We start from the raw sequence: 24,436 nt of genomic DNA, 5'->3' as shown, positions 1-24,436 counted from the left end.
AGAGGACGTTCATGAAAACGGCGGGAGGTCATAGGATAAATCATAACGCTAAGGTTGCGGCCAGCCGGGAGGGAAAGTATGATTCGATGGAAAAAGGGGAGCGTCGTACGGATTATCCGCGAGCGGGACGGCATTCAGGAGGCGGAGGTGTTAACGGACGATGGGCACAGGCAGTCCGCCATTCATTATACGGATACTTTACCGAAGCTGAAGGAAGGAGACCGCGTGAAACTGAACACTACCGCGGTAGAGCTAGGGCTCGGCAGCGGAGGATACCACTTTGTCATCGACGTAACCGGCGGAGCGGACGATCCGGTCGAGGCGGCGGACGATCGGTCAGTCCCCGATCCGGCGTACGGCCGGTTGGGTAAAGGGCACCTGATGAAGCTTCGTTACACGGGGCTGCAGCGAGCGGTATTGTCCGTCGAAGAGCCGGAAAGCCCGCACCATGCCTTATTTGAGGAGCCGCGTTCGCTTGATGGAATGCCAGTATTAATCGGGGAGCTGCACAGCATGCTGCCGATCGCCCTGTCCTGGATTCGTTCGGAGGACGGACCGGATTGCCGCGCCTTGCGCGTATCGTACGTGATGTCCGACGGAGGAGCGCTTCCGCTTGGCTACAGCCGGCATGTTTCACGGCTTAATGGCCTCGGCTGGCTGGCAGGGACGGTCACCTACGGGCATGCGTATGGCGGAGATCTCGAGGCGGTCAACAAGTATACGGCGCTGCTCGCGGCGCGTCACGTCCAACAGGCGGATATTGCGATCGCGGTGATGGGGCCGGGCATCGCAGGAACCGGGACGCCGTACGGCCATACGGCGACGGAGATGGCCGAGCTGATCCATGCGGTATGTGCGCTGGGCGGAGAGCCGGTCGTAATACCGCGGATCAGCTTTGCCGACTCGCGAGCACGTCATCGCGGGATCAGTCACCATCTGCTGGAGACGCTCGGCAAGCTGACCTTGGCCCGCGCTACCGTTCCGCTGCCAGAACTGGACGAAGCGGAGAAGAGCGAGTTGCTGGGACTGCAGCTGGAGCGCTCGGGCTGCGCCAGCCGCCATGAGATTGTTCGGGTGTCCGGGATTCGGCTGGAGGAGATCGGGAACCGGCTGAGCCTGTATCCGGAGGAAATCAGAACGATGGGAAGACGATTACGCGACGATCCGCCGTTTTTTGCGGCTGTGTGCGCTGCCGCCCGCGTGGCGGCTCGGCTTGTCCGCCCTCGCCGATCAACTGCGGCAGAAGAGTAACGAGCTCCGCCGGCCCGCCGGCCGACTCCTTCAGTTTGCGCAGCCGCTCGCGGATCTCCCAGCCCTTGCCAACCATGCGAAGTTGTGTCTCGCTTACATAACTTTTCATCTTCATCCCGTCCTCTTCTTCCGAATGAAAGTCTGTTATACTTTCAAATGTATGCACCGATGGGACAAGCTATGCCATGCAGCCGGTGCGAATTCGAACCGAGAATCGGGAGTGAATGAAGATGAATAACAAATACGAAGAAATCACGATAAAGTCCGAGCCGATCTTTCAAGGGAAAGTGCTCTCTCTCCAAGTCGATCATGTCCGTCTGCCGAACGGGGAGACAGCGACGCGGGAAGTCGTGAAGCATCCCGGAGCGGTGGCGGTGCTGGCAATCAAGGACGACAAAATGATCGTCGTCGAACAGTACCGTAAGGCGCTGGGACGAAGTCAGGTGGAGATCCCCGCAGGCAAGCTGGAGCCGGGGGAGGATTTGATGGAGGCGGCGAAGCGGGAGCTGGAGGAGGAGACCGGCTACCGGTGCGATGAGGTGAGATCGGTAAGTTCCTTTTATACGTCGCCCGGCTTTGCCGACGAGATTCTGCATCTGTTCGTGGCGGACCGGCTGACGGCGGGCGAAGCGAACCCGGACGAGGACGAGTTTCTCGACTGCGAAGCGATTACGCTGGAGACGGCCAAACGGTATATCACGGAAGGGCGGATCAGCGACGCCAAGACGATCGCCGCCGTATACGCCTGGCAGCTTCACCGGCTGACGGGATCGTACAAGTTATGAACTCTTACTTCGTAGACTTGCACGTTCATATCGGCCGGACGGAGAAAGGGGCGCCTGTCAAAATTAGCGGCAGCCGCGACCTGACCTTTTATAATATCGCCAAGGAAGCGTCCGACCGCAAAGGGATCGAGGTTATCGGCATCATCGATTGCCAGTCGCCGGGGGTGCAGGAGGAAATTACGGCCTATTTGGATAAAGGCGATATGGAGGAGCAGAAGGGCGGGGGCATCCGGTATGACCGGACGATCGTAATGCTGGGCAGCGAGATCGAAGTGAAGGACGAGGGGATGGGGTCGGCTCATCTGCTCGCTTACATGCCTACGCTGGATTCAATGCGGGCGTTTACCGAGTGGATGCGGCCTTATATGAAAAACGTGCAGCTCAGCTCCCAGCGCCTGTATGTCCCGGCACGGGATCTGCAGGACGAAGTCGTCGGGCGCGGAGGCTTTCTGATCCCGGCTCATATATTTACGCCTTACAAAAGCGTATACGGCAGCGCGACGACCCGGCTGGCGAATATGCTCGATCCGGATCGGCTTGCCGCGGTAGAGCTCGGCTTATCTGCCGATACCGAGATGGCGAGCTGCCTGTCGGAGCTCGACCGGTACTCGTTCGTCACGAATTCCGATGCGCATTCGCTCGGCAAAATCGGCCGGGAGTACAACCGGATCGATATGCTCGAGCCGAGCTTCGAGGAGCTCAGACTGGCGCTCGCCCGGGAAGGCGGACGCCAAGTATCCGCCAATTACGGGCTGAACCCGCGGCTCGGCAAATACCACCGGACGTATTGCGGCGTCTGCGAATCGGTGCTGGACGAGCGGGAAGTGGCGAGCGAGCGGTGTTTGTATTGCGGCAGCGGCAAAATCGTCAGGGGGGTGATGGACCGCATCCAGTCGATCGCCGACCGGACCGAGCCGAACATCGCGGCGCATCATCCGCCTTACCGGTTCCAGGTTCCCCTCGATTTTATCCCGGGGCTGGGCAAAAAGAAGCTGGCCCGGCTGTTGGAGTTATTCGGGACGGAGATGAACATCCTGCACCGGGTCGGCGAAGACGAGCTCCGGCAAGCGGCGGGAGACGAGATCGCAGGTTATCTGATGCAGGCGCGCGCCGGAACGCTCGCTTTACAGGTCGGAGGCGGAGGGAAATACGGCAAAGTGTCGCGTTAACGATACCTTCTTTTCGTAGAATCCAGTCATAGTTTCCCTTGCCGGTTCATAGAATGAATCGAGCTGGACAAGGGGAGGAAGCCGTCATGAACTGGAACTACCGGATGCGGTTGTATATGAAGGAACATTTGCCGTTGTATTTGTTCGTCTCCGTATTGTTCGTCATGGGCGTCATTTTCGGTGCGCTGATGGTCGGCGCGCTGTCGCCGGGTCAGAAGGAGGAGATGGCGCGGCATGTCAACAGCTTTATTCAGATCGTCCATCAGGGAGACGAGCTCGGAGGCCAGACGACGTTCCGCGATTCGATCTCGCTTCATCTGAAATGGATCGGGCTCATATGGATATTGGGATTGTCCGTGATCGGACTTCCGTTTATATTTTTGCTCGACTTTTTGAAGGGCGTGCTGGTCGGGTTCTCGGTCGGATATTTGGTCGGCCAGCTGTCGTGGAAAGGGATGCTGTTCGCGTTCGTCTCGATCGCTCCGCAAAATCTGATCGTGATTCCCGCGCTTGTCTTGTGCAGCGTCTCCGCCTGCGCCTTCTCTCTATATCTCGTGAAAAACCGGTTCGTTCAACAACGGGGCACGTTGTACCCGACATTCGTCCGCTACACGTCTCTGACCTTGTGTATGGCCGCGCTGCTCTTCGGAGTCGCCATGTTCGAAGCGTATATGTCGCCGGTGATGATCAAGTGGGTTGCGCCCATGCTGGTCGCCGGAGCGGGTTAACCTCCGCCAGTCTGAGCGAATCCGCACCCGGCGCTACGCTTCGGACGGCGGAACTGCGGATTGGCCTACAATCATCTCGCAGGGCAGTGTCCGATCGAGATATTCGCCTTCGGGAACAGAGGCCGATTCGTCCAGCAGCATCGTAATCACTTGCTCCGCCAACTGATGAATGCCCGGTCCGATCGAGGTCAAAGGAATTTCAAACAGCTTCGCCATCTCGGGAATGCTCTCGTACGAGACGAGCGACAAGTCTTGCGGGATACGCAGACCCAGCTTTCGGATCAGATGAATAAACGAGAACATAATGCCGTGGCTGTCGACGATAAAAGCAGTCGGCCGGGAGCCGGGCTCTTTGCCGAGCACCTTGACGATCTGTTGTTCTGGCAGGACCGCATTCGGCAAGTTATGAATGATATAATCCGGATCGTACGTCAGCTTGTTTTCCAGCAGCCCCACCGTATAACCCATCAGCTTGTCCGAAACTCCCCCCACGAATGCGATTCGTTTATGGCCGAGCTCGGCCAAATGCCGGACCGCCTGCATGATCGCCTCCTTCCGGTCGATCCCGATCCGATGGGAATTTTCAATGATGGCTCCCCCCATCGCGAGCATCGTTCCCTGAAACCGCTCTTTCTCATGCAGGAAGCCGAGGCTGGGCCTCCAGCCGGTACCGGCCCAAAACACGATATTCTCGACATGGTGATCGTTAAAATGCCGCATCGCTTCTTCCGGCCGTGCAAAGGAAACGAGCGTATAATGCCCGCGCTCCGAAGCCTGGCGCTGAATCTCGTTGCACAGATGGTTGAAAAATAGCCCTACCGGAGGAGACCAGATGATCCCGATACTGCTCGACTGCGCTTCGGACTTCAGCTTGGCGGATAAGCTGGAAACATAATTCATCTCTTTGGCCAGCTCGATGATTTTAGTGCGGGTATGTTCCTTGACGCCGGGCTCGTTGTTCAACGCCCGGGAGACGGTGGCTGCGGTTACGCCGGCCGCTTTGGCAATATCTTTTAAAGTGGTCATGATCGGTTTCCTTCCTTGTGGATTCTAGGAAGCGGATCGAGCGAGGCAAGCTCCCCTTTCCTTTAAAGCTCTCACTTCTTATTGTAACACGCAATGGAAAAATATAATAGTTACGTAAAAATGTAATCGTTACGTAAATTAAATAATTTTGCGATATTAGTCTTTACTTTTACATGTAACCGCTTTATTATGGAAATAAGAGGGACATCATCTAGTCGCACGACGTACAATATTCAAATACATCCTACGGAAGACGATTCGTTAAAGCGGGTAGCCGTTTCTGCGAGGCCGAATTCCGATGATGTGGAGAGGGGGCGCTGCCGTCGTTGGGTCCGATCGGGCGACTGTTAGCGGAACCAATTATATTTGAAAGCGTTTGCTAAATTTGGTAATCGATTCATACAAAAGGGGTTTGCTTTTAAAAAACGATTAAGCTAGGGGCCTGTATGAATTCCAAGCCATCATCTGCCTGAATGAGGCCAGGATAACCGGTGCGTTGGCGAAAGCCGGGTATCGCTACTTCGCTACTTCGGGTAAAGACCGGAGAAGCTGCATGATTATTCTGTTCCGTTCCTCGATCAGCAACTCCTAATTTTCAATTTGGCGCTGTGGAAATCGATTGCTGTCGAGCCGATCGTCAGCCGGAGGAAGAGACCTATTTTATTTTACGATGCATAAGGGGGAATTGGAATGAGAAACAAAAAATCGTTTACGGCATTAACGGCCGCTGCTATGGCTATGGTGCTGCTGGCTTCGTGCGGGAAAAGCGGCGGGGATGGAGCCGATCCGGGCGACAATGGGACTCCGGCCGTCGATATTACGAGCCAGCCGGCCGAGGTTGTGTTTTATTCGAACAATGGCGATCCTGTCGAAAGCTTCGACTACCGGTTCGGCAATGCGATACGCAAAAAATTTCCGAACTGGACGATTCAGTATATTCAGCGGACCGGCACCGGAACGCAGCTGCAGGATTTGATCGCAAACGGCACGAAGTTCGATATATTTTTCCAGTCGATCGGCAATTTTGAAGCGAACGCCTTTCCGGCCGGCATCGAGTACGATATGACGGAGTTGATCAAAAATCACAAAGTCGATCTGAACCGGCTCGATCCCACCGTTGTAGATGCGGTCAAGCAGGCGTCGGGCGGCAAGTTTTACGGTCTTCCCGTATTTACAACAAATCTGGTTCTTTACTACAATAAGACGCTGTTCGATAAGTTCGGCGTACCTTACCCGAAAGACGGCATCACATGGAGTGAGATGGTCGACTTGTCCAAGCGGTTGACCCGGACCGAGGGCGATACCCAGTACTTCGGGTTTACCCATTCTCCGGTACATACGCTGCGGATGAATCCGCTGTCGATCCCGAATACGGATATACCGAGCGACACGCCTACGATCAACAAGGACGACCGGTGGAAAACCTATTTCCAGACTTATTATTTGGACCCGATGCGCGTACCCGGGTATTTGGACGGAATGAAGAAGATTAATAAAATCCCGGATATTAATATGTTCGTTAAAGATCAAAGCGTCGGCATGTTCGGTTATTTGTCCAGCTTGATATACGTCTGGGAGCAGGAGCTGAAGGCGCTTAACTGGGATATCGTCTCGTTCCCGACCGTAGACAAAGGGATCGGATCGCAGTCGTATCCGTCCTACTTCGGCATTACGAATATGGCCCGAAACAAAGCAGCGGCAATGGAAGTACTGAAATTTATGATATCCGACGAGTTTCAGTCGGAGATGGCCCGCAAAGGAATCATGCCGGTCCTTCAAAACGACGCCATCAAAAAAGAGCTTGGCAAAGAATCGCCGTATAAAGACCGGAACTGGAACGCGCTGTTCTACAACAAATTTGCTCCGATCCCGGCGAAGGCGGCTTACGACGCCGATATGGTAACCCAGTACATCTCATACGGCAATCAGGTCGCCCTGGACAAAATGGATTTGAACACCGCTCTACGTAAAGCCGAAGAGGATTCGCTCAAAAAAATACAGGAATACAAAAGCAAAACCACCAAATAGTGTGAAAAACGTTCTCATTTAAAATGATTCTAAAAAGTTTGACTTGTATGGTTGCTCCACCTATAATGAGGATGGCGGCAATTTCCGCCGGGCGCTGTATCCGACGGTTAGAGCATTTCGCCAATGCGCTCAAGAGGGGGAGGAACATGGAAGCGCGTATCGAAAAAATCAAGCAGCAACTGCAGTCACAAGGCTACAAGCTGACACCCCAGCGTGAAGCGACCGTACGCGTCTTACTGGAGAATGAAGAAGACCATTTGAGCGCGGAGGATGTCTTCTTGCTCGTCAAGGATAAAGCACCCGAAATCGGGCTTGCTACCGTATATCGCACGCTCGAGCTGTTGAGCGAATTGCATGTCGTGGAGAAGATGAACTTTGGCGACGGGGTTGCCCGTTACGATTTGCGCAGTGAAAGCAATCATCACCATCACCATCATCTGATATGCGTGCAGTGCGGTGCGGTCGACGAGATTATGGAAGATTGGTTGACTCCGCTGGAAGAAAGACTGGAGCGGGAATATAATTTTAAAGTTTTGGACCATCGGCTCGATTTCCAAGGCATCTGTCACAGATGCAAGGATAAGGAGAAATCTTCCGGTGCGGAGCAGAAGTAAACGGATCCCCGGGTAGCGGTATTTATCGCTGCTTGGGGATTTTTGCTTATTCGGTCGGCCGTGTCCGATCAAGGCGGGACCGGATACTTTCATCTCTCCCAACGCATGCTAAGCAAGAAGTATATATCCAATAGCAGCAGTTGTGGAGGCGAACGATAATGACGGCCGCGAACCGTTATACGATAGGAGTACCGAAAGAGATTAAAAATAACGAATTTCGCGTTGCGCTGACGCCCGGAGGCGCCCGTGTGCTGAAACATTCGGGGCACGAGGTGCTGATCGAAGCGGGAGCCGGCGCCGGAAGCGGCTTTACGGACGAGGAGTATTCCCGAGAGGGCGTCATCGTCGTGCCGGAGGCGGCAGGCGTATGGGAGCGCGCGGATCTGATCTTGAAAGTGAAGGAGCCGCTTTCTTCGGAATTCGGTTTTTTCCGTGAAAATCAGATTGTGTTCACCTATTTGCATCTGGCGGCCGCAGTTGATCTGGCCCACGCACTCGTCCAGAAACGGGTGACCGGGATTGCGTACGAGACGATTCAACTGCCGAACGGAGGACTGCCGCTGCTGACTCCGATGAGTGAGGTGGCCGGGCGGATGTCGGTCCAGATCGGCGCCCATTTTCTCGAACGGTTCTACGGGGGAAGAGGGATACTGCTTGGTGGTGTGCCGGGCGTGCCGCCCGCGGAGGTCGTCGTGCTGGGAGGCGGAATCGTCGGGACGAACGCAGCCAAGATGGCGCTCGGTCTCGGCGCCGACGTAGTCATTGTAGAACGCAGCGGGGACCGGATGCGATATATCGACGACATCTTCGGCGGACGGGTGAAGACGCTCATGTCGACCCCGTTTCATATCGCCGAAGCGGTCCGATCCGCCGATCTGCTGATCGGGGCGGTGCTCATTCCCGGCGCGAGGGCGCCGAAGCTCGTGTCCGAGGATATGGTCCGGCAGATGAAAAAAGGGTCAGTGATCGTCGACGTCGCGATCGATCAAGGAGGCTCGATCGCGACGATCGACCGGGTAACCACGCACAGCGATCCGATCTACGAGAAATACGGCGTCATCCACTATTCGGTTGCCAACATGCCTGGAGCCGTCCCGAGGACGTCCACGATCGCGCTGACGAACGCTACGCTGCCTTATGTGGCGGAGCTGGCCGACAAAGGGTTCGAACGGGCGATTCATGAGAACGCTCCGCTGCGGCTCGGAGTGAATACGTATGCCGGCCGGATTACGCATCAGGCGGTGGCGGAAGCGGTGGATCTGCCGTACGTCCCGATGGTGTGAGGTCATATTTCGTGCCGGCGGCTCATACGTTAAGGTGGGGACTTCAACAAGGTTGGAACAGGGAGGACAGGCCATGGTCGTTTCGTTAAGAAAATGGTGGGTTCGGACCAAGTTTATTGCCGTTTTCGTCATCTTGACGGTTATGCTGTTCGAGCTGTTCCGGTTTTTCGGAGGCTGGTTCGAGCCGGCAGGGCGGTACAAGGAACCGACGGGCAAAGCGGTCAAGGTGTTCCAGGGCGAAGCCGGCGTGACGGAGCCGGGCACGATGCTGGAGCGGCTGTTGTTTTTTTACAAGTACGGCGAGTAGGAGCGGTCATTTACCAGAAAGTAAATCGCGGAAGCGGCTCTAGATCCCTGTAAACGCCAGTGTTAAAAGACGCCGGTAGGCGTTTATCTTGGGTCCGGCAGGAAAATCGATCCCCTGTGTTGAATATGGTTGTACATGAGGAACGACATACTGGGGGATCAACATTTGGCGATGAATAGACATATACAAACGTTTATACACTACCTCTCCGTCGAGCGTGGTTTGTCACGCAATACATTGGAGTCTTATTCACGCGACGTTACCCATTACCTCGAACATATTAGCGGACTAGGCGTGGCGTCCATCGAGGAATCGGCCAAGTCCCATATCGTCAACTATTTGCTTTTCCTGAAACAGCTCGGCCGCGCGCCGACTACCGTATCCCGCAATATCGTGTCGATCCGGGCGTTTTACCAATATTTGCTGCGCGAGAGGACGATCACCCAAGATCCGTCGCTCGATATGGAGATGCCCAAGCTGGAGAAACGTCTGCCGAAGGTGATGACCGTCGAAGAGGTTGAACGGCTGCTGGAAGCGCCGGAGACGGCCGTGCCGGGCGGCATGCGGGATAAGGCGATGCTGGAGCTGCTGTATGCGACAGGCATCCGCGTATCGGAGCTGATCTCGCTGGGCGTGGACGACGTCAACCCGGCGATGGGGTTTGTCCGGTGTACCGGCAAAGGCAAGGAGCGGATTATTCCGCTCGGTAAAATCGCCGCTCACTGGCTCGGCAGTTACACCGAATCGATGCGTCCGCAGTTGCTGCGCCAGTCGAAGGACGAAGACGCGCTTTTTATCAACCATCTCGGCACCCGCCTGACGCGTCAGGGGTTTTGGAAAATTATTAAACGATACGCCCGGGAGGCGGGCATCGATAAAGAAATAACGCCGCATACGCTCCGTCATTCGTTTGCCACTCATCTGCTTGAGAACGGGGCGGACCTGAGGGCGGTGCAGGAAATGCTCGGCCATGCGGACATCTCGACGACGCAGGTGTACACGCAGGTTACGAAAGCCCGGATGAAAGAAATTTATGACCGGACGCATCCGAGGGCTAAAATGAATTCTTGATATGGGGCGATATTAAACCTTAATAAGACAACACCATCAAGGGAGAGTGCGGGGGGAGTGAAAATACCCATGCCCTCCCATACACGAACGATTGGGTTTGAACGCAAAGATGGCCGTCCGGAAGTTATTCCGGACGGTTTTTTTACACTGCAATTCGCAGTCGGAATGTGTCGACTTTAGGCGAGAGGGGTCGGTAAATCTTTAAAGAAATCGATTACACAACATGGTACAATAGGACTGAAACGATAACGACACAGCGCCTCTCTTTTAACCTCCACAAAGCTCGTTTCGTATCGAAGAAGTTTCCAATCCAAAGTGGGAGGGATCTATGATGTCAGAACATCAGAACCCCCGGCAATCCGCATCGCTGTCGGCCGGGACCCCGAGGTCGGAACGTTTGATGAGCCGAAGAAAGATGCTCGCTTCGATGGGACTTACTTTGTCTGGAGCCGCCCTCGCTTCAGCCGGACTTGTAAACGCTTCCGGAGATAGTGTGACCGAATCCGTCTATAGTCTCGGAGGCAAACGGAAGCTGCCCGATCTGCGTTACCTCGATCTCGTCGTCGCAACGGACTTAACCGGTTTGAGGGCGGATGCCGATCCTGATCCCGCTTACGTTTATTTCATGCGCGAATCGGGACTTCATTACCGGTACGATCCCGCTGACAGCTTGTCGGCCGATAACGGAGACAGCATCATCGTCGGCTCGACCGGCAAACGATTTAAGCGGATCAGTACCGTTCAGCCTGCGGGAGCTTTGTCGGCAGGCGACTTCCCCGTCTCGGGGTCTACCCAGTCGACGACAGGTACAGTGGCAGCGGGCAGCAATTTGTTGACGGTCACGTCGCCGGTCGATTTCGAGATCGGGCAAGGCATTCTGATCGCCGGCGCCGGTGGGGCGAGACGAGAGGTGCTGACGCTTGTCCTGGAGGAGGAGGCTTCAGCTGCCGGGACGGTCACCGTCCAGCTCCCTGGAGAAGCGGCCCAGTCCGTAACGGTTGCGGCTTCCAAAGAATCGGTCGAAATTACGGTAACGTCAGGGTGTACGCAATCCGGCAACATTGCGCTCGTTCTGGATTCCGTGCAATTCCTCATAGCGGTTACCGCAGGAGAGAGCGCCGTGCAGATCGCAGACCGGATCAGAGGCTGGTACTTGGAGAATTGGACGAACGGCGGTTTGCCAGGGTCGGCTTCCGTCCTCCTGCAGGCGGCGCAACCAGGCAAGAAGCGGGATTCGTTTTATTTCAGCCAGGGGACAGGAGCGGCCGCAACGCTGACGATGACCAAAGGAGCAAGAACAAGCGTAAAGGAAGTTGCAGCCGCGTTGAAGCAGAAAACGTATGTAAACTGGCAAACCGGCGGATATTCGAATTCCAACGTTTTATTTTACATAGCCAAAAATAGCGGGGCCCGGAACGGTCAACAAGCGACCGTCGGCTTCAGCTCTACGGGAATAGCCGGCCGAATCGAGCCGGTCCAGTTCGGCAGCTTCCTCCTTACGAAGATTCAGACGATCTCGGGAAATCAGATCACGCTCATCCATTCGGCGGTTTCGGCGGCATCCGACGTTTACGTCGGGCACGACGACTCTTCGGCTCTTCAGGCCGCTCTTACGGCGGCAGCCGGTAAAACGCTGCATATCCCGGCTGGAACCTACAGAATGGCGGCCGGATTGACGGCGGCGAAGGGGACTTCCCTCTGCGGGGAAGGATCGGTATCGACGATTTTGCAGTATCAGGCGGTTGGCTTGAAAGGTATTAGCGTGGGAGACGGAGCCGACGACGTATACGTAGGTTATTTGCAAATCAAAAATGTATGCAGCCCGGACGCGTATACAGGCGGGGACTCCGAGGTGGACGGCATCGTGATCGCAAACGCGAAGCGCACGATCGTCGAGTATTGCCGGTTCGACAATTGCGATGATGCGGGGATACGCGTCGGCTACAGCTCCGGAGGAAATTCGTCGGGGACAAAAGTGCTGTTTAATGATTTCGCGAATACGGCGGAAGGCTCGGGGATCGAGGTCATCCGCGGAGAAGACTGTCTGATCCAAGGCAATATCGTCAGATACAGCTCGCAGCACGGGGTGCGGTTATGCGGAGCGAGAAAACCTGTCGCGATCGGGAATATTCTCGATAATAATTATGACGGCTTTTCCATCCAAGGCTTCGGCAACGGGGTCAACGTCACCCAGAGAACCCAGGATTTTGTGATCGAGGGGAATGTCGTCAAGAACGATATCGCTTTCTCCATCGATATTTTCAACCAAGCGAACAGCGGGATCATCAAAGGCAACATGCTGGAAGGAACTTCGGCGCAGACCGGCATCAACCTGAAGACGATTTTGATCAGCGGCAGAAAAAGCTCAAACTTCGACATCACGATCGAGGGCAATGTGCTGAAAGGATACAACCGGGCGATCCAGATGCGAGGCGACTATTCCGGTATCGTCATCCGGGGCAATACGATTAAGGATTACTCGGCTAGCGGAACGGGCAGCGCTTACGGGATTTACCTCGATTGCGACGATGTAGGCGACATTCGTCATGTCGTGATCGAAGGCAATTCGTTTATATGCACGGCGTTAAATAAACTGGGCGTCCGCTTTTTCCGGCCTTCCCAAGGCAGCAGCGTCCATGTCCATAACAACTCGTTTTTGCTTCGCCTGAGCAACCACGCCCCGGCCAGCGTCGCGGAATACAGCGTCAAAAACGGAGGGACCGCCGGCTACAATCTGGATGCGATCGTCTCGATCAAGAAAGGATCTTGTACGGCGATGCTGCCGGACGGCACGCCAATAACCGGGACGACGATCGTGGACAGCAATACGTACGAGCCGATTCCCGTCTAACGAGGACCTAAACGGAACGGCCGGGTCGAAGCGGCGGCAGCATGCGGCAACAGGAGGAAGAAGCGACCGAACATCCCTTGAGCTCCGGGCGATCCGGGGCTCTTTTGCATTCGTCCCGGGGTCGTGAGATAATATGGAAAACATTTGCCCCGTACACCTGCAAAACGGAGGATCCTTATGAAATTTAAACGGATAGCACTGATCGTACTGGATAGCGTCGGCATTGGCGAGCTTCCGGACGCCCCGTCTTTCGGAGACGCCGGATCGCATACTCTCGGCCATATTGCCCAGCGGGTGCCCGCTTTCGCGCTGCCGAATATGGAGAAGCTGGGGCTGGCGAACATCGCGCCGCTTTCGCGCCTGCACCCGAAGGACCGGCCTGCTGCCTATTACGGCAAAATGGCTGAAGCGTCCGTCGGCAAAGATACGATGACCGGTCATTGGGAGCTGATGGGGCTCAAGGTGACGATTCCGTTTCAGACGTACCCGGACGGATTCCCGGAGCCGCTCCTGCGCAAGTTCGAAGAGGCCACGGGCCGCGGCGTACTCGGCAACAAGCCCGCCTCGGGAACCGAAATTATAGAGGAGCTCGGCGAAGAGCAGAAACGTACCGGCTCCTGGATCGTATATACGTCGGCGGACAGCGTCTTCCAGATCGCCGCCCATGAGCAGGTCATACCGCTTGAAGAACTGTACCAAGCGTGCGGAATCGCTCGCAGCCTGACGCTGGACGAATACGCCGTAGGCCGCGTTATCGCCCGGCCGTATATGGGGGAGCCCGGCTCGTTCAAGCGGACGGCGAACCGTCACGATTACGCAGTCAAGCCGCCTGGGCCGACGGTGATGAACCGGCTGAAGGATGCCGGATACGATTGTATCGCGATCGGCAAAATCAACGATATTTTTTCGGGCGAAGGCGTAACCGCCTCGCTGCCGACCAAGAGCAACGAACACGGCATCGAAGAGACGATCCGGACGCTGGAGCAGCCTTTCCGCGGCATGGTTTTTACGAATCTGGTCGATTTCGACTCGTTATACGGTCATCGGCGGGACCCCGAAGGTTATGCGCAGGCGCTGATGGAATTCGATGCCCGTCTGCCGGATATTATGGCACGGCTCGGCGAGGAAGATCTATTGGTGATAACGGCCGATCACGGGAACGATCCGACTCATCCGGGCACGGATCACACCCGGGAGTATGTGCCGCTGCTTGTCTGGAGTCCGAAGTTGAAGTCGCCCGCTTCGCTCGGCGTACGCGCGACGTTTGCCGATGTGGGAGCGACGGTGGCGGAGAACTTCGGCCTGCCGGCGCCGGAGCACGGCAGCAGCTTTTTATCCGAGCTTCACGAATAGCGGAGGTGCTGTATGAACGCAAGCACGATGGAACAGCGGATCGCGGAAGCCGTCCGCTTTATCGAAGAAGAGATTCCGTACGCCCCGGAGGTCGGTCTGATTCTCGGTTCGGGACTCGGGGTGCTGGCGGATTTGATGGAGGACGTAACCGTCATCCATTACGAAGAAATTCCTTTTTTTCCGGTGTCCACAGTAGAAGGCCATGCAGGCGAACTGCTGATCGGCACGATCGAAGACAGAAAAGCCGTCCTGATGAAGGGCCGTTTTCATCTGTATGAAGGCTACGACGTCGCATCGGTTGCTTTCCCCGTTCGGGTCATGAAAGCTCTCGGCGTCAAATCGCTGCTCGTCACAAATGCGGCGGGTGGAGTGAATATAGGATTTCAGCCCGGAGACCTTATGCTGATCCGCGATCATCTGAATCTGATGTTCCGCAATCCGCTGATCGGCCGCAACGAAGAGGCCCTCGGCGTCCGGTTCCCGGATATGTCGCAGGCGTACAGCGCCCGCTTGCTCGAATCGGCGAGAGAAGCCGCAGATCAACTGGGCATCCGGCTGCAGGAAGGCGTCTATGCCGGACTGCTCGGTCCGACCTATGAGACGCCTGCCGAGATCAAAATGCTCCGGACTCTCGGCGCCGACGCCGTCGGCATGTCGACCGTACCCGAAGTGATCGCGGCGCGCCATGCGGGAATCGAGGTGCTCGGCATTTCGTGCATTACGAATATGGCCGCGGGCATATTGAATCAGCCTCTTTCTCATGCGGAAGTGGTCGAAACGGCGGACCGGGTGAAGGAAAGCTTCCTGGAGCTTGTATCGGCCGTCATTCCCAAACTGTAACGGTCTGGCACGATTATCGTCTACATTTATAACTTATTGGCTCAGGAGGTTGTTGTCTTCATGGAGTTGACCTACGTAGATCAGATCAATCAGGCTGCGGACTATATTCGCGGCAGGATCGCCGGGCGCGAGCCCGTCATCGGACTTGTGCTCGGTTCAGGACTGGGAGATTTGGCGAACGAGGTGGATGATGCGCTAACCGTCGATTTCTCCGAAGTTCCGCATTTTCCGGTGTCTACGGTGGAAGGACATGCGGGCCGATTCGTCATCGGAACGCTTGAAGGGAAAAGCGTCATCGTCATGCAAGGCCGTTTCCACTACTACGAAGGTTACCCGATGCGCAAGGTGGCGGTACCGATTTATGTAATGCGCAAGCTCGGCGTCCAAACCGTCGTCATCACGAATGCCGCCGGCGGAATGAACCGGGCGTTCCGTCCGGGCGATCTGATGCTGATCTGCGATCATCTGAACATGACGGGGGACAATCCACTGATCGGCACAAATGATGCCGGGCTGGGCGTGCGCTTCCCGGACATGTCCGAAGCCTACAACAAATCGTACCGGGAACTGGCTCACCGGCTGTCGAGCCTGATCCGTACTGACGACGGGGACTCGCTGGAGCTGCAGGAAGGCGTGTATTGCGGCATCAGCGGACCGTCTTATATGACGCCGGCGGAGCTCAAGATGCTTGCCAGGCTGGGCGGAGACGCGGTCGGCATGTCCACCGTGGCCGAGGTGATCGCGGCGAGACATTGCGGTCTCGAGGTGCTGGGCATCTCCTGCATAACCGATATGGCGATCGGGGAGGAGCTGGAGCCGCTGTCCCACGAGCAGGTGATGGAAGTGGCGAACCGGACCAAACCGAGATTTACCCTGCTAGTCAAATCGTTCGTGCGCGCCGTACCCGTCTGAGCGGCTTATCTTAAGGAGGAACGGTCATGAGAATGGTCGATCTGATACAAAACAAACGCGACGGCGTACGGCTGACGCGGGAACAGCTTTACTTTGCCATTCAAGGCTACACCAAGGGGGAGATCCCCGATTACCAGATGTCGGCGATGGCGATGGCGATTTATTTCCAGGGGATGGACGAGGAGGAAATCGCCGATCTGACGATGGCGATGGCGAACTCGGGCGATACCGTCAGCTTGGCCGGCATTCGCGGCGTAAAAGTCGACAAGCATTCGACGGGCGGCGTCGGCGACAAGACAAGTCTGATCGTCGTGCCACTCGTAGCCGCTGCTGGCGTCCCCGTGGCGAAAATGTCCGGCCGCGGCCTCGGCCATACCGGAGGGACCGTCGACAAGCTGGAATCGATCAGTGGCTTCCGCATCGAGCTGCCGAACGAGCAGTTCATCCGCAACGTCAACGACAACAAAATGGCGCTCGTCGGCCAGAGCGGCAATCTGGCGCCTGCGGACAAGCAGCTGTATGCGCTGCGTGACGTGACAGCGACGGTCAACTCGATTCCGCTGATCGCCTCCTCGATCATGAGCAAAAAAATCGCCTCCGGCGCCGATGCCATCGTGCTTGACGTCAAAGTAGGCTCCGGGGCGTTTATGAAATCGCTGGAGGAAGCGGAACAGCTGGCTGCCACGATGGTGTCGATCGGCAAAAGCTTGAACCGTAAAACGATCGCCGTTTTGTCCGATATGAACGAGCCGCTCGGGACTGAAGTCGGCAACGCTTTGGAAGTGGCCGAGGCGATCGAGGTGCTGCGCGGCGGCGGGGAAGCCAGGCTGAAAGAAATTTGTCTGGTGCTTGCTGCGCATATGACCGTAGCCGGCGGCGCGTATCCTAGCTTCGAGAAAGCCCGTGAAGCGCTCGAAGGAATATTGGAGTCGGGACAGGGCTTGGCGACGTTCCGCAAGTTCGTCGAAGCGCAAGGCGGAGATCCGGGGATCGTGGATGATCCGGGCTTGCTGCCGCAGGCCGCTCTTCAGATAAGCGTCCGGGCTGAAAAGGAAGGATACGTACAAGCCGTCGATGCGGAATCGATCGGCGTCGCCGCCATGCTGCTTGGAGCCGGCCGTGCGAGGAAGGAAGACGCGATCGACTATTCGGTCGGTATTTCGCTTCGGAAAAAGGTCGGCGATCCGGTCCGATTCGGAGACGTTTTGGCGGTTATTCACAGCAACAAAGACCAGAATCAGGACATTTCCGGCAAAATTCTTGACGCTTATACGATCGGCGAGGACCGTCCCGATGAAGTTCCGGTCGTCCACCGAGTCGTCCAATAACCGGCCGGTCGCCGGACGCGCGGGTCGTGCACGCAAATCCGGCTTGCACCTCGGGCTCCCTTGTGTCCACACAGAAGCACAGCCTTCCTGATCGGGAGGGCTGTGCTCTTTTCGTTTCCCTAGGGGCAGCAGCAGTTCGGTAAAATTCCGTGGATTTGCGAATAACGCAAACGGGAAAATCGTTTTGTAAACAAAACCGAAATATTGTATAGTGTTTGTATAAAATTTGAACGTCATTCTGTACAGGAAGGAGCGCGCGTCATGTACAACATCAAAACCGTCGTCAAGCTGGTAGGCATTCCGGCCGTCACGATCCGTGCATGGGAAAACCGTTACGGTGTCGTAGAGCCGGGCCGGACCGACGGTGGTCATCGGGTGTATTCGGAGCGGGATGTCGAGGATTTGCGCTGGCTGAAGCGACAGGTTGACGAGAGAGGAATGAACATCAGCCAGGCTGCGAAGCTGTTGAAGCAGACCAAGGCGGAACGCCGCGACGAAGCGGGACGTCAGGAGCTGGTCCCGGAAGCGGACAATGAGCCGGCACTGGCGCCGGATATCCGCCAGCTAACATTCGACAAGCTACAGGCTTCGTTATACGATACTCTGATCCAGTACCGGACCGAGGAAGCAAACAGCTTGATCGATATGGGTTTTGCGTTGTATGCCTACGAGGATATGTTTCATCATGTGCTCGTACCGATTTTGTATCGAATTGGAGAAGAATGGGAAAGTGGCAAGGTGAGTGTCGCCCAGGAGCACTTCACAAGCAATATGTTGTATCAACGGTTTCATTATTTCTTCCGTGTATTGCCGGTCCAGTCCAATATGCCGAAGGCGGTCGCTTTTTGCCCGTCGGGTGAGCATCACCAGCTCGGCTTGCTGCTCTTCGTGTTGTTTTTGCGAAAAAAGGGGATGGAGGTCGTATATTTGGGGACCGACATGCCCCTGGACGGCGTATTGCATGTGATCGAGAGCAAGCAGATCCGCTTCGTTTGCGTATCGTTGACCGGGGATTGCAATCTGAATGCCGCGTTAGGGATGCTTCGACATATAGCGGACGAGTTTCCGGATATCCGTTTCGTGCTGGGGGGCAGTGCGTTTAGCGGCGGCGGGCATCCGTACTCTGGATTCGTGTTAAGCGGCGATCCCGCCAAATGGGAAAGCTGGTTTAAGGATCAGGTAGGGAAATAAAGCTGCAAATCGTGGAGAAAACGGGTCTTTTCGCTTATGCGAAAAGGCCTTTTCAGGTTGTGAAAAATGAGGTGATCAAAAGAAATATTCCGGACGGTACATTTTTATCGTGACAGTTTTGTATATGTATTGTATAGTATTTGTATAAATAAAGTGAATGGAATTGTATTTCGGAGGTGAGCGTCTTTTGCCGGAAAAGAAGAAATCGACCGTTGCCGTTGTAGGTGCAGGACCGGGAGGGCTGGCGGTAGCCATGCTGCTCGCAAGCAGGGGGTACCATGTATCGGTGTTCGAAAAAAATGACTCGGTGGGAGGGCGTACGTCCAGACTTGAACTGGGCGAATACACATTCGATCGCGGTCCGACTTTTTTAATGATGCCCCATCTGCTCGAGGAACTGTTCGCTTACGCCGGCGCCGATATGCATCAGCAGCTGCGCCTTGTCGAGCTGGACCCGATGTACCGGTTAGTGTTCGGGGAACAGGAGCTGTTGGCGACGCGGAGCCCCGCACGGATGAAGGAGCGGATCGACTCGTTCTCCCCTGGGGACGGCGACGGTTACCTGCGGTTTATGCTGGAGGAAGAGAACAAGTTCAAGATGCTCGAGCCGCTGCTTAGAAGGCCGTTTAACGGGGTGTTTGACTATGCCCGTCGCGATGTCCTTCGCGCGCTGCCGAAGCTGAGTCTCGGCGACACGGTGTACAGCCGGCTGGCCCGTTATTTCAAGGATGAACGTTTGCGGTTCGCCTTTTCGTTCCAGGCGAAATATTTGGGAATGTCGCCGTGGGAATGTCCGGGCGCTTTTACGATCCTGTCCTTCATGGAGCACCGGTACGGCTTATATCATCCAATGGGCGGCGTTTTTCGGACCTGCGAGGCAATGGCAGACGTATTTCGCGGACTGGGCGGTCAACTGCATACGTCTTGCGGCGTCAAGCAGGTGCGGGTGCGGGAGAGGAAAGCGGTTGGGCTGCTGCTTGAGAACGGGGAGGAGCTTGCCTTCGACGATATTGTCATCAACGCCGATTTCGGTACGGCGGCAAGCCGGTTGTTCGCACCGGGCGATCTGCGAAAATATTCGCCCGACAAAGTTTCTCGTCTCCGTTATTCATGCTCGGCGTTCATGCTGTATATGGGGGTGAACCGTCCCGTCCGTCTGCCCCATCATAACGTTTATTTCGCCCGGGACTATCGGCGCAATACGGAGGAGGTGTGCAGGTACGGCGTCGTATCCGACGATTTTTCCTTTTATGTCCATAACCCGTCTGCATTGGACCCTACGCTGGCGCCGCCGGGCAAGTCTTCGCTGTATGTGCTCGTCCCCGTACCCAACACCGGCTGCGCTATGGAGTGGAACGAGGAGACGACAGGCAGCTTCCGTGAGTCCGTGCTTCGCAAGCTCGAACAGGAACCGGAGCTCGCAGGTATCACCCGGGATATCGAAACCGAGCTGATCGCCACTCCCCGCGATTGGGAACAGCAGCTTAACGTATACAGGGGAGCCACCTTTAATCTGTCGCACCGGCTCAGCCAGATGATGGCGTTCCGGCCCCACAACCGGTTCGAGGATGCCGATCGCTGCTGGCTTGTAGGCGGAGGGACGCATCCGGGAAGCGGGCTGCCCACCATATGGGAATCGGCGCGCATTACGGCATCGATGATGGCGGCTCGAGACGGCAAGGAACCGTTCGGCCTGTCCGCCAGCGTAGCGGCTCAAGGACTCCGCCCGTGACCCTGTTCCGGGCAAACATACTTCACGCAAAGGCGGTGTTCCCATGAACGTAGGTATAGTCGGCGGAGGAATCGGCGGATTGACCCTGGCGCTACTCTTGTCACAGCGGGGGATCGCGGTCACGATTTATGAGAAAGCCGGCAAGCTCGGCGGCAGACTCGCTTTCCGCAGGCTGGAGGACGGATGTCGGATAGACGAAGGGCCGACGATCGTGCTGCTTCCCGAAATGCTGCTGTCGGTACTTGAAGAAGGGGGCCTCGACCGTTCTGAAGTTCCGCTGCTGGAATGCAGCCCGATGTACCGGATTTATTACGGAGACGGTACCGTTCTGAACAAATGGCGGAATACCGGCAGGCAGCTGGAGGAGCTGCAAAGCTTCGCACCCGGCTCGGAGCGGGGGTTTCTCAAGTACATGTCCGATATGAATCGAGCGTTCTCCATCGGGGAGAGGCAAATACTGAACCGAAGGCTGCTTCGCAAACGGCATCTGCTTCATTCCGATACGCTGCGGATGCTGGCCGCCGTCAAGGCGTACAAGAGTGCGCGTTCCTTGGCCGCAGACTACTTTACCAACGATAAGCTCGTCGATGCGTTTTCCCTGCAAACGCTGTACATCGGCGGATCTCCCTCCGCCACGCCCTCCCTTTATTCCTTTGTGTCCTATGCGGAGCATGCGTTCGGCGTATGGTATATGCCGGGAGGCTACGCGACGCTCGTAGAGAAACTCGAGCGCGTCCTCCGCTCCAGAGGCGTTCGGATCAAGCTGAACAGCGAGGTGAACCGACTGGAAATCGGCGAGGGGCGATGCAGCGGCGTCAAGCTGTCGGACGGCAGCGTCGTTCCTCACGACCAAGTCATCTTCAACGGAGATTTCCCTCATCTGTCTCCGTTGCTTCCCGGGGGAGCGAAGCCGTCCAAACGCGCAGCGTTCGTCCCTTCATCCGGCTGTCTGCTGCTGTACGCGACTGCAGCCAAAAGGTGGACCCGGCTGGCCGGTCATCAGTTTTTTTTGCCGGCAACTCCGTTATCCGACCATTGGCGTCTACTATTCGAGCAGCGGAAAGTCCCCGCTAACCCGTCTTTTTATGTATTTTCCCCTACGGCCTTGGAGCCGGAGGCGGCCCCTGAGGGCCACTCGGTCCTTTATTTTCTCGTGCCGGTTCCAACAGGCTCGACCATGGATTGGCAGAAGGAGAAGCAGGCGATAGTCGATTATGTCCTGTCGGAGACCGAACGAAGAGCGGCGCCCGGTCTGACGGCCTCGATCCGGCATCTGGTTGTGAAGACACCTGAGGATGCGGAGGCGGAAGGGTTATTTGGGGGAGGCAGCTTCGGAATCGCTCCGACATGGCTGCAATCCGGGCCGTTCCGTCCGCAGCAGAAGCCGTATCCGATCGAAGGCCTGCACGCGCTCGGGGCCTCCGTCCATCCGGGGGGAGGCGTTCCGATCGTTATGCACGGCGCCAAACTGTTATGCGACCAATTGATGAAGGAGCGATCTTGATGGAATGCTTGAAGCAGTGTGAAGCGATGATTGCGAAAGGGTCGCTGACGTTTTACAGCGCGTTCCGGTCCCTGCCTAGCCCCCGCCGCCAGGCGGTGTACGTGATCTACGCGTTCTGCCGGATGATCGACGATGCCGTCGACGAGCCGGAGCAGTCTCCCTATACGCTTGGTGAACTGAAGGAGCAGTTCGACCGGTACGAGCAGGCAGGCGGGCATTTCATCTGGCCGGCGCTGCGGTGGCTGTTTCAAACGTTTCCGGCGCTCGGCAAAGAGCCGTTTTTCCGGCAGATGGAGGGTCAGCAAACCGACCTGGATGTTGTTCAATACGAAACGATGGAACAATTGGACCGGTACTGTTATCTGGTTGCCGGTACTGTAGGAGAGATGCTGCTCCCCGTACTCCATGACGATCCGGACGAGAAAGTAACGGAAGCCGGCATCATGCTTGGCAAAGCGATGCAAATCGTCAATATCGTCCGGGATGTTGGCGAGGACCGGCGACGGGGAAGGCGGTACATTCCGAAGGAATGGATGGACAGAGCGGGTTACTGCGAAGGGCGGCTGGATAGCGGCATAATCGACGAATCGTTCGTCAGGCTGATCGGCGCTTTCGATCGGCTGGCCCGGGACTGGTTTGCCCGAGGTCTGAATGGGTTGGAAACGTATCCGCGGGAAAGCGCCTGCTGTATCGAAATCGCGGCCCGTTATTACGAGGCGATATTGGATGAGGTAAAAGAAAACGGCTACGATGTGTTTACCAAACGAGCCGTTGTCGGAGGCGCCCGCAAGCTGGCGCTGGCATCCGCCATACGGGTGAAATATACCGGACTTGCCCCAGTTCCGGAAGAAACGGCTGTATCGTAAATGGGATACTTGTTCTGGTTCTGGTATGCCGTCGGTTTTGGGCTGCTCGTGTTTTATCGGGTGCCGGATTTTCTTGGATTTTCCAACGGCCTTTTCCTGCTGTTTTTTGCCATGTACGCTATATCGATGGAGATCAGGGAAAGCCGGCTGGGCGGGGCGGGCTCCGCTTTATATCTATACGTCAGGGCGTCCGTCGTTTTCATTTCGACCATGCTGATCGAAGCGTACGGAGTCGCGACAGCTATTCCGTTCGGCCGTTACGACTATACGCCGGTGCTCGGTATAACGGCATGGGGAGTGCCGCTGGCAATTGGCGCTGCATGGGTTGGGGTCGTTTCGGTATGCTCGGCAATGTCTGCGTCGGCGAGCCGTCTGTGGAGCGCGGTGCAAACGGGATTGTGGGCGATGTGCTTTGACATCGTGCTCGACCCTGCGTCGGAAGCCAGCGGATTTTGGAAGTGGAGCGACTCTGGGTATTATTACGGGATACCTTGGCAAAACTTTGCCTCCTGGTTCGTGATTGCGTTCGTCCTGGCCTGGCTGCTGTATCCGCCACGACGGAGCGACAAGGCATGCGGTCCGAGCATTTCCGCAGCTCCTTTCAGGTTGTACCAGGCGCTTGTTGTATTGTTCGGGATATTGGCATGGAAGGCGGGGCTTTCGGCAGCGGGCTTTGCGGCTGTCCTGATCACGGCGGCGGCGGAAGGGAGACTGTATGATGCCCGGAGAAAGGCGGTTAAGGGCGGCGGGCGAAGGGACGCTAATCCTCGCGGACAAACAAAAGTGGTTTAATAAGCTGTTTTATTTGTACAACAAGCATTGGCTGCTCCCGCGCTTTTTTCATTCGATTGAAGCTGTTGGCGCGGTCGACGCGGAGCCGGGTGCGTCCGTTCTGTACATCATGAATCATTGCAGCTGGTGGGACGGCCTGCTGGTATATCATGCGACCCAAAACTGCTCGCTCGCCGATCATTATATGATGATGGACCGGGAACAGCTCGCACATTATCCGTTTTTTCGCAAGCTCGGCGCTTTCTCCATCGATAAATCGTCTCTTGGCGGCATAACCGCTTCGCTGGACTACGCTTCTTCGCTAATGCGTCAGGGGCGAGCCGTCTGGTTGTTCCCTCAAGGCGCCATCGAGCATCAGGAGAAACGGCCGATTGCGTTTCAAAGCGGTGTAGGCGCTCTGTTATGCCGTTGTCCGCAAACGGCCGTCATACCGGTCACCGTGTACTACTCGGTGTCAAACCGCCAAAAGCTGCTGGCTGAGCTCGAATTCGGCAAGTTGATGAAGATGGACTGGCCGGAGATGGGGAGAAGGCGAATTGCCGCGATGCTGCACCGCAGCCTCGAAGATCAGCTGGAATTGCAGCGTGCGAGGATTATTCGGGGCGAACGGTTGCTTGATGAAACGGAACGGGAAACGGGGCAAATGAGGCGCATTTTATTTAGCTCCGAAGGTTTCGCAGGAATTGGGCGGGGTTCACAGTCGAAAGGAGTTGGGCTATGGCGATCGCCATTTGGACCGTCGTAATGCTGCTGGTTGTGCAAATTGTTTTCGCGAGGTGGAATTTGAATCAGCTTCCGGCACTGG

General features: G+C 56.2%; 21 protein-coding genes and 1 pseudogene. 20 read left to right on the top strand and 2 right to left on the bottom strand.

The window, feature by feature from the left end:
• Positions 1-78: 78 nt before the first annotated feature.
• Entirely contained in the window at positions 79-1,251 is a 1,173-nt protein-coding gene (locus tag AC3Y2E_RS25295; RefSeq protein WP_379215363.1) for a DUF3866 family protein, read from the top strand.
• A gap of 37 nt (positions 1,252-1,288) precedes the next feature.
• On the opposite strand, the pseudogene mciZ reads toward AC3Y2E_RS25295, so the two are convergent.
• Positions 1,289-1,360, bottom strand: a pseudogene (gene mciZ, locus AC3Y2E_RS25290) (Z-ring formation inhibitor MciZ); the annotation flags it as partial.
• Between the two features lie 121 nt (positions 1,361-1,481).
• On the opposite strand from mciZ, the gene AC3Y2E_RS25285 reads away from it, so the two are divergent.
• From AC3Y2E_RS25285 to spoIIM, 3 genes are all read left to right on the top strand, one after another.
• The gene (locus AC3Y2E_RS25285; protein WP_379215361.1) at positions 1,482-2,036 is read left to right on the top strand and encodes an NUDIX hydrolase; all 555 of its coding nucleotides are present in this window, start codon (positions 1,482-1,484) and stop codon (positions 2,034-2,036) included.
• A complete protein-coding gene (locus AC3Y2E_RS25280; RefSeq protein ID WP_379215359.1) occupies positions 2,033-3,205 on the top strand; it encodes an endonuclease Q family protein in 1,173 nt (390 codons plus the stop codon). The genes AC3Y2E_RS25285 and AC3Y2E_RS25280 overlap by 4 nt, the downstream gene beginning before the upstream one ends.
• 86 nt (positions 3,206-3,291) lie before the next feature.
• Positions 3,292-3,933: a stage II sporulation protein M gene (gene spoIIM, locus AC3Y2E_RS25275; protein ID WP_379215356.1), complete on the top strand. Its 642-nt coding sequence runs from the start codon at positions 3,292-3,294 to the stop codon at positions 3,931-3,933.
• A gap of 33 nt (positions 3,934-3,966) precedes the next feature.
• On the opposite strand, the gene AC3Y2E_RS25270 is transcribed toward spoIIM, so the two are convergent.
• Complete coding sequence (locus tag AC3Y2E_RS25270) at positions 3,967-4,959, bottom strand: LacI family DNA-binding transcriptional regulator (protein ID WP_379215354.1); 993 nt, start codon at positions 4,957-4,959, stop codon at positions 3,967-3,969.
• Positions 4,960-5,649: 690 nt separating this feature from the next.
• Here AC3Y2E_RS25270 and AC3Y2E_RS25265 point away from each other — a divergent pair.
• The 16 genes from AC3Y2E_RS25265 (at position 5,650) to AC3Y2E_RS25190 (ending at position 24,376) form a co-directional block, all read left to right on the top strand.
• A complete protein-coding gene (locus AC3Y2E_RS25265) occupies positions 5,650-6,987 on the top strand; it encodes an extracellular solute-binding protein (protein ID WP_379215352.1) in 1,338 nt (445 codons plus the stop codon).
• Between the two features lie 146 nt (positions 6,988-7,133).
• Positions 7,134-7,601: a ferric iron uptake transcriptional regulator gene (gene fur, locus AC3Y2E_RS25260; protein ID WP_332071159.1), complete on the top strand. Its 468-nt coding sequence runs from the start codon at positions 7,134-7,136 to the stop codon at positions 7,599-7,601.
• A gap of 158 nt (positions 7,602-7,759) precedes the next feature.
• Positions 7,760-8,884: an alanine dehydrogenase gene (gene ald, locus AC3Y2E_RS25255; protein WP_379215350.1), complete on the top strand. Its 1,125-nt coding sequence runs from the start codon at positions 7,760-7,762 to the stop codon at positions 8,882-8,884.
• 73 nt (positions 8,885-8,957) lie between these two features.
• Positions 8,958-9,191: a DUF4227 family protein gene (locus AC3Y2E_RS25250; protein ID WP_332071157.1), complete on the top strand. Its 234-nt coding sequence runs from the start codon at positions 8,958-8,960 to the stop codon at positions 9,189-9,191.
• A gap of 171 nt (positions 9,192-9,362) precedes the next feature.
• Entirely contained in the window at positions 9,363-10,262 is a 900-nt protein-coding gene (gene xerD / locus AC3Y2E_RS25245; RefSeq protein WP_379215347.1) for a site-specific tyrosine recombinase XerD, read from the top strand.
• Between the two features lie 331 nt (positions 10,263-10,593).
• Entirely contained in the window at positions 10,594-13,113 is a 2,520-nt protein-coding gene (locus AC3Y2E_RS25240) for a right-handed parallel beta-helix repeat-containing protein (protein ID WP_379215345.1), read from the top strand.
• 177 nt (positions 13,114-13,290) lie between these two features.
• Positions 13,291-14,466, top strand: a complete 1,176-nt coding sequence (locus AC3Y2E_RS25235) for a phosphopentomutase (protein ID WP_379215343.1) — start codon at positions 13,291-13,293, stop codon at positions 14,464-14,466.
• 12 nt (positions 14,467-14,478) lie between these two features.
• Positions 14,479-15,306, top strand: coding sequence for a purine-nucleoside phosphorylase (locus AC3Y2E_RS25230; RefSeq protein WP_379215341.1), 828 nt, complete (start codon positions 14,479-14,481; stop codon positions 15,304-15,306).
• 60 nt (positions 15,307-15,366) lie between these two features.
• Positions 15,367-16,218, top strand: a complete 852-nt coding sequence (locus AC3Y2E_RS25225) for a purine-nucleoside phosphorylase (protein WP_379215340.1) — start codon at positions 15,367-15,369, stop codon at positions 16,216-16,218.
• 26 nt (positions 16,219-16,244) lie between these two features.
• Complete coding sequence (locus tag AC3Y2E_RS25220) at positions 16,245-17,546, top strand: pyrimidine-nucleoside phosphorylase (protein WP_379215338.1); 1,302 nt, start codon at positions 16,245-16,247, stop codon at positions 17,544-17,546.
• A gap of 261 nt (positions 17,547-17,807) precedes the next feature.
• Positions 17,808-18,737, top strand: coding sequence for a MerR family transcriptional regulator (locus tag AC3Y2E_RS25215; protein ID WP_379215336.1), 930 nt, complete (start codon positions 17,808-17,810; stop codon positions 18,735-18,737).
• A gap of 187 nt (positions 18,738-18,924) precedes the next feature.
• Entirely contained in the window at positions 18,925-20,469 is a 1,545-nt protein-coding gene (locus AC3Y2E_RS25210; RefSeq protein ID WP_379215334.1) for a phytoene desaturase family protein, read from the top strand.
• A gap of 43 nt (positions 20,470-20,512) precedes the next feature.
• Complete coding sequence (locus AC3Y2E_RS25205; protein WP_379215332.1) at positions 20,513-21,973, top strand: phytoene desaturase family protein; 1,461 nt, start codon at positions 20,513-20,515, stop codon at positions 21,971-21,973.
• Complete coding sequence (locus AC3Y2E_RS25200; protein WP_379215330.1) at positions 21,973-22,839, top strand: phytoene/squalene synthase family protein; 867 nt, start codon at positions 21,973-21,975, stop codon at positions 22,837-22,839. Before AC3Y2E_RS25205 ends, AC3Y2E_RS25200 begins: the two co-directional genes overlap by 1 nt.
• Positions 22,840-23,631 carry a carotenoid biosynthesis protein gene (locus tag AC3Y2E_RS25195; RefSeq protein ID WP_379215328.1) on the top strand — a complete coding sequence of 264 codons (792 nt, stop codon included), beginning with the start codon at positions 22,840-22,842 and terminating at the stop codon, positions 23,629-23,631.
• Complete coding sequence (locus tag AC3Y2E_RS25190; RefSeq protein WP_379215326.1) at positions 23,555-24,376, top strand: lysophospholipid acyltransferase family protein; 822 nt, start codon at positions 23,555-23,557, stop codon at positions 24,374-24,376. The genes AC3Y2E_RS25195 and AC3Y2E_RS25190 overlap by 77 nt, the downstream gene beginning before the upstream one ends.
• The last annotated feature ends 60 nt before the right edge of the window (positions 24,377-24,436 follow it).

The organism is Paenibacillus sp. MAH-35, assembly GCF_058135425.1.
This window is presented reverse-complemented; position numbering and strand designations above follow the sequence as displayed.

What these genes read in the sequence shown, in the direction of transcription:
- AC3Y2E_RS25295 (WP_379215363.1), top strand. Translation starts at nt 79, where the DNA reads ATGATTCGATGGAAAAAGGGGAGCGTCGTACGGATTATCCGCGAGCGG.
- AC3Y2E_RS25285 (WP_379215361.1), top strand. Translation starts at nt 1,482, where the DNA reads ATGAATAACAAATACGAAGAAATCACGATAAAGTCCGAGCCGATCTTT.
- AC3Y2E_RS25280 (WP_379215359.1), top strand. Translation starts at nt 2,033, where the DNA reads ATGAACTCTTACTTCGTAGACTTGCACGTTCATATCGGCCGGACGGAG.
- spoIIM (WP_379215356.1), top strand. Translation starts at nt 3,292, where the DNA reads ATGAACTGGAACTACCGGATGCGGTTGTATATGAAGGAACATTTGCCG.
- AC3Y2E_RS25270 (WP_379215354.1), bottom strand. Translation starts at nt 4,959, where the DNA reads ATGACCACTTTAAAAGATATTGCCAAAGCGGCCGGCGTAACCGCAGCC.
- AC3Y2E_RS25265 (WP_379215352.1), top strand. Translation starts at nt 5,650, where the DNA reads ATGAGAAACAAAAAATCGTTTACGGCATTAACGGCCGCTGCTATGGCT.
- fur (WP_332071159.1), top strand. Translation starts at nt 7,134, where the DNA reads ATGGAAGCGCGTATCGAAAAAATCAAGCAGCAACTGCAGTCACAAGGC.
- ald (WP_379215350.1), top strand. Translation starts at nt 7,760, where the DNA reads ATGACGGCCGCGAACCGTTATACGATAGGAGTACCGAAAGAGATTAAA.
- AC3Y2E_RS25250 (WP_332071157.1), top strand. Translation starts at nt 8,958, where the DNA reads ATGGTCGTTTCGTTAAGAAAATGGTGGGTTCGGACCAAGTTTATTGCC.
- xerD (WP_379215347.1), top strand. Translation starts at nt 9,363, where the DNA reads ATGAATAGACATATACAAACGTTTATACACTACCTCTCCGTCGAGCGT.
- AC3Y2E_RS25240 (WP_379215345.1), top strand. Translation starts at nt 10,594, where the DNA reads ATGTCAGAACATCAGAACCCCCGGCAATCCGCATCGCTGTCGGCCGGG.
- AC3Y2E_RS25235 (WP_379215343.1), top strand. Translation starts at nt 13,291, where the DNA reads ATGAAATTTAAACGGATAGCACTGATCGTACTGGATAGCGTCGGCATT.
- AC3Y2E_RS25230 (WP_379215341.1), top strand. Translation starts at nt 14,479, where the DNA reads ATGAACGCAAGCACGATGGAACAGCGGATCGCGGAAGCCGTCCGCTTT.
- AC3Y2E_RS25225 (WP_379215340.1), top strand. Translation starts at nt 15,367, where the DNA reads ATGGAGTTGACCTACGTAGATCAGATCAATCAGGCTGCGGACTATATT.
- AC3Y2E_RS25220 (WP_379215338.1), top strand. Translation starts at nt 16,245, where the DNA reads ATGAGAATGGTCGATCTGATACAAAACAAACGCGACGGCGTACGGCTG.
- AC3Y2E_RS25215 (WP_379215336.1), top strand. Translation starts at nt 17,808, where the DNA reads ATGTACAACATCAAAACCGTCGTCAAGCTGGTAGGCATTCCGGCCGTC.
- AC3Y2E_RS25205 (WP_379215332.1), top strand. Translation starts at nt 20,513, where the DNA reads ATGAACGTAGGTATAGTCGGCGGAGGAATCGGCGGATTGACCCTGGCG.
- AC3Y2E_RS25200 (WP_379215330.1), top strand. Translation starts at nt 21,973, where the DNA reads ATGGAATGCTTGAAGCAGTGTGAAGCGATGATTGCGAAAGGGTCGCTG.
- AC3Y2E_RS25195 (WP_379215328.1), top strand. Translation starts at nt 22,840, where the DNA reads ATGGGATACTTGTTCTGGTTCTGGTATGCCGTCGGTTTTGGGCTGCTC.
- AC3Y2E_RS25190 (WP_379215326.1), top strand. Translation starts at nt 23,555, where the DNA reads ATGATGCCCGGAGAAAGGCGGTTAAGGGCGGCGGGCGAAGGGACGCTA.